General features: G+C 68.1%; 3 protein-coding genes and 1 pseudogene. 1 reads left to right on the top strand and 3 read right to left on the bottom strand.

Annotated elements, in window-relative coordinates; translation table 11 throughout:
• Window positions 1-16: 16 nt before the first annotated feature.
• Together K2X24_RS13160 and K2X24_RS13165 are read right to left on the bottom strand one after the other, a co-directional pair.
• Window positions 17-757 (bottom strand): hypothetical protein, encoded by a 741-nt coding sequence (locus K2X24_RS13160; RefSeq protein WP_292498811.1) that lies wholly within the window; start codon window positions 755-757, stop codon window positions 17-19.
• 122 nt (window positions 758-879) lie between these two features.
• Entirely contained in the window at window positions 880-1,086 is a 207-nt protein-coding gene (locus K2X24_RS13165) for a hypothetical protein (RefSeq protein WP_292498814.1), read from the bottom strand.
• Window positions 1,087-1,273: 187 nt separating this feature from the next.
• Here K2X24_RS13165 and K2X24_RS13170 point away from each other — a divergent pair, with 187 nt between their 5' ends.
• A complete protein-coding gene (locus tag K2X24_RS13170) occupies window positions 1,274-1,801 on the top strand; it encodes a hypothetical protein (protein WP_292498817.1) in 528 nt (175 codons plus the stop codon).
• Between the two features lie 203 nt (window positions 1,802-2,004).
• Here K2X24_RS13170 and K2X24_RS13175 read toward each other — a convergent pair.
• Window positions 2,005-4,113, bottom strand: a pseudogene (locus tag K2X24_RS13175) (hypothetical protein); the annotation flags it as partial.

The raw sequence follows: 4,113 nt of genomic DNA on the forward strand, positions 1-4,113 counted from the left end.
GGTCAGGGGCAGGGGGTCAGCGGCGCGAGGGCAGCAGGGCGAAGAACTTGCGGGCGTCGAAGGCCTGCGGGCGCGGGGCCGGCGGAGGCGCTGGTGCGGGCAGGGGCACCGCATCGGGCGCGGCCTGAGCCGCGACGGCGCTCTGGCCCGCGCCGAGCATCTTCATGATGGCGCCGAGGTCCGGGCCGCTGTCAGCCTTCGCGGGCGCGTCCGGGATGGTGGGCGCCGGCGCGGCGCTGCCGACCGGGCCTGCCAGGCTGAAGGGGGCGCGAGAGCCTGTTCCGGCAATCGCCGCCGCACCACCTGCCTCGCTCGGCATCGTGGGGGTGAAGTCGCCGCCGAGGAACGCAGCCGCCTTGGCCCGGTGTGCCCCCATCTGGGTATTCACCTTGTCGGCCACGTTCCCAGGAGCCCCGCCATTCTTCGCGTCGCTGGCGCCATAGAGGCCGGGGCTGCCGGCGTTGATGGTCGAGTAGAGGTCGAGGATCCCCATGCCAGGCTTGAAGCCGCGACCGCTCAGGTAGCCCTCGACGGCAGGGAGTTGCTCCTCGAAGCTCTGGCTCTGGCTGGCGCCATACTGCTTTTGCTCGTTCGGCCCGAACTGGATCAGGCCGATATGCCGGTTGCCCGCGCCGCCCCGGATGCTCGGGTTGAACGTGCCGCCTGTCTCGTAGGAGATCACCGTCGCCAAATCGAGCGGGTTGGCTCCGATGCGCTGCGCCGAAGCGATCAGGGCGTCGCGTCGCGCGTCGGGCATGGCCTACCTCGGAAATGCGAAAGGCCGCCCTTGCGGAGCGGCCCTGCGGGTCCGGCGCGCGAAGCGCCCGACGTTGGCTGTTTCGGGCGCTTTGCCCGTCGGGTCAAGTGTTCGTTCGCCGATTACCGGCGCGGCAGGATGCGGGCGAGCACGCGACCCAGTAGCGACGGCACCGGGATCGTGGCAGCGACCTCGCCCTTGTAGCGGGCCCAAGCCAGCGCCTTGAGACGCTCGCGCGCATCGTCGGGGTCCCGAGCCTTGACCTTCAGGGCCCAGGTGCCGCCATCATGCGGGTACTCGAACAGGTATTCGCGGAAAGGCTCGGCCATAGGGACACCCTACCAAGCGTGGTCAGGTGAGGCGAGGCGAAGCGTTAAAGGCGCGCGAGCCTGCGAAAGTTGCGCACCCGCAGGTCCGGAAACTTTCCGGAGCGCTGTCGTCCCGCCTGTGTTGCCGTGCCGCTATCGACGGGGACTAATCGGCCCGCGTAGGTTGCTCTGGCGAGGGAGCACGGCGATGCGGTTCGGGTTGGTTCTGGTGGCGCTGTGCGGCGTCGCTCTTGGTGGATGCATACGCAGCGTCACCATTCCACCTCAGGAGGCCGGACTCAAAGAGGCTTGCCATGGGAAGGATCGGCCTATGGCCGGATCAGGGGGCTTCTCAGTCTGGCGCTGCGGCGAAGGCGACAAGGCGAAGTACGCGGTCTACCAGAACGGTGCCCTGGCAAAGGAGGTCAACGAACTGGAGGCCTCCCAATTCGCTGCGATTTTCGCGTGCGGCAATCGCGGATTGAAATTGAATACGCCCGAGATGACGGCATGCGCCCAGCAGGCTGGGTCATCGGCCCTAGCCGCCACAGCAACCCTCCGCGATCGTGAGAATGCCGAGGCCGAAGAGCGCCGTCAGCGAGCCGGCGACGCTATGATCGCGGCCGGCGCCGCAATCTCTGCTGCCGGTGCCGCCAGTCAGCCTCAGACAGTCCGTCTCCAGGCCAACTGCACCACGACACAGGTGGGTACGTTCGCGAACACGAACTGCTACTGACGACGGGGTGGGGGCCGAGGATGTCGTCGAACCTATCGCGCCTACTCTGGATGGTCGCTCAGGTCGCCGCGATTGCGGGGGGTATGTGGCTGAGCTTCTGGAGCGAAAGCGCGGGGCCGTCTCCTGCTCCACCTCAAGCATACCTTGTCGCGCTCCTCGGCTGGACGGTCCTGGTTGCCCTCGCCACTGGCCTCATCACCAAGCTATGGGACCTGTCGCTGTCCACGCTCGCTCGGCGCCGATCCGCTGCCCGCTAAGGCTAGAAGGCGGCTGGTGAAGAACTCTTCGTTCTTCGAGCCGGGCTTAGCCTTCACCAGATGGCGCAGATCCGGCAGCGCTTTCGGATCGAACAGCATCCGAGCTACGGCCTCGCCGTTCCGCCCGATCTGGTAGCGGGTGTAGGCATCGCTGGCCGACCGCTTCAGCCCGAGAAGGCCGCCGGCGCCCGCACCACCGATTCCTGCAGCAGCACCGCCGGCCACACCGCCAGCCACGACGTTCGCGACCGCGCCGCCAACACCGCCGCCACCCTTCAACTCGTCTTGGATCTTCGCGTTGAATGCGGTGTCCGAACCCTTCTGCGGCCGATAGCCGGTGGCTTTCAGCACCGTCAGGAAACGGTCGAGACCGCCCCAGAGCACGTCGCCCTCAGGAAGCGCCTTGATCGCCGCTTCCAGGTTCTTCCGCTGCTGCGGTTGACCAGCCACGCCAGAGGCAAAGCCGGCGCCGCCGTACTGAGCCGCCAGGCCGCGCTTCTCGGTGACAGCATCATCGAACACGGTCTCAAGGTGGACGCGGGCGAGTTGCTTGGCGGCCACAGCGTCATTCTTGGCGAGCGCAGACATGGCCGAGCTGATCTCGCCCTCTCCGCCTGCCAGCGGATCACGGTCGAACAGGACGGCGATGGCGCGCTTTGCATCCGGCTTCTTCGCGACCTGCCCCAGCGGCAGTCGCTTCACCGCAGCCATTCCCTCCCCTGCCACCGCGATGTTCGAGAGGCGCTCACGAACGCCCGGGAACTGCGCGAGCTGGTCCTCGTTCGCGCGCATGGCCTTGCGCAGCGCCTTGACTGAGATGTCCCCCGTAGCGGCGTCCGTGGCTTGGTCGAGCAGGCTGGTGCTCAGATGCCCCTCGTAGGCGGTGCGCGCCTCAGAGTTCGCGACCTCCTTGAAGGCACGCCCTGCCGTCGGCCCATCGTCGATCGCCAGCGGCGCACGTTCGGGGGGCATGGCGAAGCGACCGCTGGCCTGGTCCTGGTCAACGATCCGCCCCGGCGCCGTCCCTTCGAACGGATCGAGGTTGCGGGAGGCACTCTCGAAGCCGGCCCGTGCGTATTCGTATTCCGGCACAGACGAGAGCGACTGATCGAGGCGGTTGCGAACGCCCATGAGCGCGCGCTGCGTCGTGGGCTCGGCCTTGCCGATCAGATCGTTGATCGCTTCGCGCGCGCCGTGCATCCCAGCCACGGACAGGTCGAGCGTCTTGCCGTCATCCTGGAACAGCATTTTGCGCGCCTGCTGTAGCGCCAGCAGCACCGGCCCCTTCGCCGAGCGCATCTCGCTGTTCACGTGGTCGAGCACGCCCTGCGGGTTCACCTGCCCGAACTGAACGTCGGGGATCTCCTCCCTGATCGTGGTCGACTTCACGTAGGGATCAAGCGGCCCCTTCATCGCCCCGACCGTGCGCTCGTAGGCCTGCAACGGATCGGAATCCTCGCCCCGCATCAGGGCGCCGACGACACGCTCGCGGATGTCGGGATGCAAGCTGGCCGGCGGAACCCCGGCTCGAGTGAGGTCCTCGTCCAGGCGGCTCTCCATCGTGGAGCGCACCGCATCGTACTCATCGGCCGACCGGGACACGGCACCGCGTCCTTGCGCCCGGCCTGGGCCGTCCAGCGGGTACGATGGGAAGCCCCGCTGCTCGTTCTGGAGCTTGCGCAGCAGCTCGGGGCCGATGTCCCGAGCCATGCCGCCGTCGGCGTCCGGACGGAAGTACCCTTCCTCGATCAGCCGCTCGCGCCAGAAATTATCCAGGCCCTTGCCGTCGGGGCGGGCGACCTTGCCGACCCCCGGCACCACGTAGCGATGCAGATCCGTAGCCGCGGCGTCACCGTCGAGGCGCAGGCCGCCGTTCTCGGCGATGAACCGTGCCAGGCTCTTTCCTGCCGGGCCGGTCGCTTCGGCCGTCGGCGGCGTGAAGGGCTCCGCCGGGCGGGGCGCCCCGTCATCGAAGCGTGGGCGGCTGTAGGCCGGCTGGGTGACGATGGGCTCACCCGGGCGCTCGACCTCGATGGTGCGCTCGATGCCGACGGT

Origin of the sequence: Methylobacterium sp. (assembly GCF_019750675.1) — a bacterium.
In the GTDB taxonomy this organism is placed as follows: Bacteria; Pseudomonadota; Alphaproteobacteria; order Rhizobiales; family Beijerinckiaceae; genus Methylobacterium.

Excerpts from the sequence above, each read along its gene's own strand:
- K2X24_RS13160 (WP_292498811.1), bottom strand. The coding sequence starts at position 757 with ATGCCCGACGCGCGACGCGACGCCCTGATCGCTTCGGCGCAGCGCATC.
- K2X24_RS13165 (WP_292498814.1), bottom strand. The coding sequence starts at position 1,086 with ATGGCCGAGCCTTTCCGCGAATACCTGTTCGAGTACCCGCATGATGGC.
- K2X24_RS13170 (WP_292498817.1), top strand. The coding sequence starts at position 1,274 with ATGCGGTTCGGGTTGGTTCTGGTGGCGCTGTGCGGCGTCGCTCTTGGT.